Raw genomic sequence first — 5117 nt, 5'->3', positions numbered from 1 at the left:
ATATTGTATATTGTATATTGTATATTGTATATTGTATTATACTACATAATACAAACGCTACATATTTACTCATACAAAATTAAGGACAATAATTATGGCCATTACTACACAGCAAATTCATGCTATCGCTGATCAACTGCACGAACAAGGTATCAAACCTACTTTAGCCGAAGTGCGTAAGGCGCTGGGTGGTGGATCATTCACGACTATCAGTGAAGGCATGAAGTCTTGGCGTCAGGATAACCAACAAGAAGAGCAGCTAAGACAGGTTGAGCTACCAAGTGGCATTGCTGAACGCTTACAAACGCTTGGTGCGGATATGTGGCAGACAGCCATTGATATTGCCAATGATCGTCTGGTTAAAGAACGGGAAGCTCTAGAGAGTATTAAGGCCAAATCGCAAGCTGAGACAGACGAGGCACAAGAGGCGGTTAAGACACTAGAGAGTGAGCAGACTAACTTGTTAGAACAGCTCGATGAGGTCACAGCAACTGCAGAGGCAACGGCTATCACCGCAGCTCAAGTGACTGCTGAACGGGATATGCTGACACAGACACTCAGTGATACTCAGCACCAGCTAGAACTTGAACGGGCTAAAACAGCGGCAGCTCAGGCCCAACTTGGTGACCTGCGTAGCAGTTTTGATCAGCAATCAAAAGAGCTGAGTGCCAACATATCGAAAGTGGCCACGCTTGAAGCCACTGCTAATAGCGATAAAGCAGAGATCGCGCGTCTGCAAACAGAACTGACAGCAACTAAGGATGAGCTAAAGACAGTCGTTATTGAGCGCAACGAGATAACGAATCTTACAGCAGAAGTGAAAGGAGAGTTAAAGGCCATAATCGCTGAACGTGATAAGTTATCAGGGATTAATGAGCAGCTTACTCAAAAGCAAGCTAAGCTTGAAGCAGATCATCAGCTGCTTGTTAGGCAACACAACACATTAAATCATGAGAAAACTTTGCTTAGTACTGAGCACACTGCTTTAATTGAGCAATATGATGAGCTTTCAGTTAACTATCAATCAGAACAGGAAAAGAGTAGCTCATTGACTGCAGAGATTGAAAAGATGCGAGAGACAATTAACACTAAAAGCATCAGTTAAACTTAGTAATAGAGACCTATTAACAATAAATAAGTCAATCCCGTTCTATTCACACTAAGCTTATGAATCAACCATGACAATATCGACTCACTGAATAAATGATGGCTGTATAATAAATATTCTAAATTTTTCTCCGGACTCTTATAGTATATAGCCTAGTGGGCTATATACTACTTAAATTAGCCTAAGTAAATTTATGCTGATTTTGGAGCCTTGAGCAGATTTCAAGGAACACTCACCCTAAAGCGTTTATGAGTAAAAAAATACTCACAATCGCTTTAGTGCATTCCTTGGATTTGATGTGATTAGTCATGCCGACTTCATCGCCCATCGCGTCATCAAGACCGTATCACTGTATCAAGCTACGGTTGTTAAGATTACGGCTGATAGCACCGCCTAGACACGCTCTTAACCGCTACTGTGCTGTCATACGCTAGCAAGGGCGTTCGCCCAATATACCGCTACGATATGCACAAGTAACCACTCATTGCGTTGCTCTGATCCTTTGTCTAGTCACCCCTGTAGGGAGCTCACCCTTATGTCAAACGCAGTCGTCACCGAGGCCTGCCACCCATTTGACGGGTAACGGGTACAGAGAGAGCAGCACGAGGATGTAACGAGCGAACAAGCAGTTTTTAAAATGTATAGCAAATAGAGTTGATATGAAAGCAGATTTTGGATAGAATGACCCTAAACGGGCATTTAATGCTGTTCAAATAACGCACTGCGTATGCTTATTTGTTCGTTACAGCGTGTTGACGCACACTGTAACCGTTATCTACATTTAAAACTAAATGCCTCTGGGAGTCAACTCCCAGAGGCATTTTTTTGTCTAGTCCTTTGATAAGATTTTCGTAAAATTTTTAGGCACTGATACAATCAATTGGTTTAAGTAATTCAGATCGCTTTGGCAGTGTCATACTCTATCAAAAAAAACTATCTGAACCGCCTCAGGTTTTTCGGAGAAACGGCGTTCTGAGAGAGTATGAAAAAATAGGGACGGTTCAGACCTCACTTATATCAAGACTTTCCGGGGCTGGGTATATACCGCCTTCATCATTGACGTATTTGCCCGCTGTATTGTTGGCTGGAAGGTGTCTAATCGTATGAATACTGATATGGTGATGGCAGCGTTAAACCAAGCCATTGCAGACAGAAATAACCCAAAAGATGTGATTCATCATAGTGATCGCGGCGTTCAGTACTTATCCATTCGCTATACTGAGAAAATGGCTGATTCTAGCGTCATTGCATCTGTTGGTACGACGGGTGATTCATACGATAATGCGTTAGCTGAAACGGTTAACGGGCTTTATAAAACAGAGGTGATTGAATATTTAAAACAGCAGTGGCAAGGTGTGAGTGAGGTTGAATTAGCAACCCTTGAATGGGTCGATTGGTCTAACAAAACTCGCATTCATAGTACGATTGGTTATGTATCGCCTTTTGAGTTTGAGAGACGATACTATGATAGTCTTACTGAGTCAGACAAAGTTGCCTGACTCAAGCAATCAACTCTCCGATATAGTCGGGGCGGTTCACCTCACAGGGTTGAAGTGCTGCCTTTCATTCAAAATTTCAGGCAGCACCCTCATACATTTAAGCGTCGGTATGAGCTGGTAGTTTACTAGCCAAAACATCTACTTTTTCAATAGACGGTGGCTCTGAAAATAGCTCATCGGCCTGAGCCATCAAAGCAGCTGCAACCTTGCCAGATAAATGTGCTTGGCGACCCGCCTCATCAGGAAATGCATCAAAAATACCAAATGTTGTAGGTCCAAGACGTAGGCCAAACCACGCAACTGTCGCAGGTTCTTCCATTACAATAGGTAAACCGGCTTTAAGGAAAGCTTCCACTTCGTCTTCTTTACCCGGTTTAGCTTCAAGACGGACATATAAAGCTGTTTTAAGCATGACTAAAACTCCACAATTGATTAGAATTAAAACTTATTCTGACATTGCTAATGTATGCATGTCAGAAAGTTTTGTTGTATAAAAGTTAAAAAAAATTCCATAGCTGAGCCAAAATCTGGGTTTTTATTTCGACATAATGCTAGGAATTTATTCAAGTTAATATCATTAACATTTGAATCAAAAAATTAAGATATGAGATGATTAAATTCAATCTTAGTTATATAAGGATCAATTGACTCTACCTTAGATTTATAAGCTGACCTCTTCATCTGGAAATTATATTGCTCAAGAAGCATTCAAGAACCACATTGTACATCCTCATATCTATGAAAGTTATTTAGCTAGGAATTTGCTGTGAAACTCTATATGTTTCTCTATAAAGCTCGCAATGAAGTAATAGCTATGGTCATACCCTTCTCTTAGGTTAAGTGTAAGAGGATATTCTTGTTCCAAACAAATATTACTAAGAAGCTTAGGCCTTAACTGTTCTTCAAGAAAATCATCAGCTGTTCCCTGATTGAACCGCCCCGACTATGTCGGAGCGGTTCAGTCATTTATTTTTATTTGATCTTAAATAAGATAAGTTAATAGGTTGAAATTTAAAAGGAATAAAGCTCATTACATTTAGTTAAAGTCGAATTAACTTTAGAAAGAAAACGGAAATTCATACGTTTTTTTATTGTTTATCTGTTAGTGATAATGGCTGTTATTATATCTATTCTTAATATGGATTAGGGTCTCTATATATATTTGTTTAAACTTGCCCAAATAACATTACGCCATGTATTAATGAAGGACCTAAGAATATCATAAATAATCCCGCTAAAATCATTGTTAAACTGGCTATAACGCCCTCGTCCTCATTGCGCTGACTTGCCCGGGCTGTACCAAAACCGTGTGATGCATTACCAAATGCGATTCCATTTGCAAGATGGGAGCGAATACGAAAAAAAGTCAAGATCATATCCCCTAAAATCATTCCCACCATCCCTGTAATCAAAGTAAACAATGAAACTAAAGAGGGAGATCCGTGAATCTTTTCAGATAAGTCTAACGCAAATGGTGTCGATATTGAACGGGCCATCAAACTATAGGTCAAGGTCTTATCAAAATGGAATAACACAGCAAATATATATATGCTCAAGACCCCCACTATCATCCCAACAGTTATAGAAGCGGTCAAAGACAAAGCATGTTGACGTATTAAACGACGATACTCATAAATAGGTATAGCAAACGCAACCGTTGCGGGGGCAAGTAACTGCACAATCCAAGCTGTATCCTTCCAATAAGTATCATAAGAGATATTAAAGATAATCATTAATGAAAGCGTTATTACTGGAACCGTGATAGCAGGGTTTAGCCAAGATTTTCGATAGCGCACATAGATTACTTTAGCCATATAATAAGCAGCTAATGTCCAAATGAGACAAAGGATTGAGCAGACATTCATCGTAAATCCTCACGCATTATCATTATTTCTTAGGTTTAATTGGGCTTTATGAATCTGATGTCGATACAATCTACGTTGCAAACGGTGCACCATAATAAAAGTTAATGCTGAGCTTAACATCACCATCGCGGTACTTAAGATAATTGTCAGCATTAATTGCCAGCCCTTACTGATAAATAGCGCCTTGTATTGAAGTATTGACATCATAAGTGGGATAAACATTAATACTAATTCACCCAAAACAAATTTTGCCCCCAGTCTGACCCAGTTAACCTTGATAGCACCACTCATTAATAAGATCAGCATTAAAAATACTCCTAAGACGCCTGAGGATACGGGTAGATGCAATAACTCAACCAATATCGCAGCACAATACCAGACAGCTGCGATAATAGCGCATTGCATAAGGACATGAAGCCATGATTGGCGACAGAACTGTTGAAGTCTAAGTTTTTTTTCAGCTACAAAGGGTAGGGATAAGCGAATATTAGGATTACGCATAATAATTGTTGTTTGTTGATTAGAGACTACTTATTATAAAAATACCCTAGTCATAAATTATGAATTATATTTTTATTTTTATTCCCAATTCCTATAATAAATTTCATTATCCTTCCTTGAGCTATGCTGAAGAAACCGTACAAG

At 39.3% G+C, this 5117-nt stretch carries 4 protein-coding genes and 2 pseudogenes; 2 read left to right on the top strand and 4 right to left on the bottom strand.

Features of this window, described 5'->3' with window-relative positions:
- Positions 1 to 94 precede the first annotated feature (94 nt).
- The gene (locus JMY09_RS14140; protein WP_201624571.1) at positions 95 to 1105 is read left to right on the top strand and encodes a DNA-binding protein; all 1011 of its coding nucleotides are present in this window, start codon (positions 95 to 97) and stop codon (positions 1103 to 1105) included.
- 1004 nt (positions 1106 to 2109) lie between these two features.
- A pseudogene (locus JMY09_RS14135) lies at positions 2110 to 2607 on the top strand (IS3 family transposase); the annotation flags it as partial.
- Between the two features lie 97 nt (positions 2608 to 2704).
- On the opposite strand, the gene JMY09_RS14130 reads toward JMY09_RS14135, so the two are convergent.
- The 4 genes and pseudogenes from JMY09_RS14130 to JMY09_RS14115 form a co-directional block, all read right to left on the bottom strand.
- Positions 2705 to 3019 (bottom strand): putative quinol monooxygenase, encoded by a 315-nt coding sequence (locus tag JMY09_RS14130; RefSeq protein ID WP_004812141.1) that lies wholly within the window; start codon positions 3017 to 3019, stop codon positions 2705 to 2707.
- A 333-nt stretch (positions 3020 to 3352) separates the two neighbouring features.
- A pseudogene (locus tag JMY09_RS14125) lies at positions 3353 to 3538 on the bottom strand (alpha/beta hydrolase-fold protein); the annotation flags it as partial.
- A 235-nt stretch (positions 3539 to 3773) separates the two neighbouring features.
- Positions 3774 to 4472 (bottom strand): LrgB family protein, encoded by a 699-nt coding sequence (locus tag JMY09_RS14120; protein WP_201624569.1) that lies wholly within the window; start codon positions 4470 to 4472, stop codon positions 3774 to 3776.
- Between the two features lie 9 nt (positions 4473 to 4481).
- Positions 4482 to 4973 carry a CidA/LrgA family protein gene (locus JMY09_RS14115; protein WP_201624568.1) on the bottom strand — a complete coding sequence of 164 codons (492 nt, stop codon included), beginning with the start codon at positions 4971 to 4973 and terminating at the stop codon, positions 4482 to 4484.
- Positions 4974 to 5117: the final 144 nt, after the last annotated feature.

Origin of the sequence: Psychrobacter urativorans, assembly GCF_904846695.1 — a bacterium.
Classification (GTDB): domain Bacteria; phylum Pseudomonadota; class Gammaproteobacteria; order Pseudomonadales; family Moraxellaceae; genus Psychrobacter; species Psychrobacter urativorans.
This window is presented reverse-complemented; position numbering and strand designations above follow the sequence as displayed.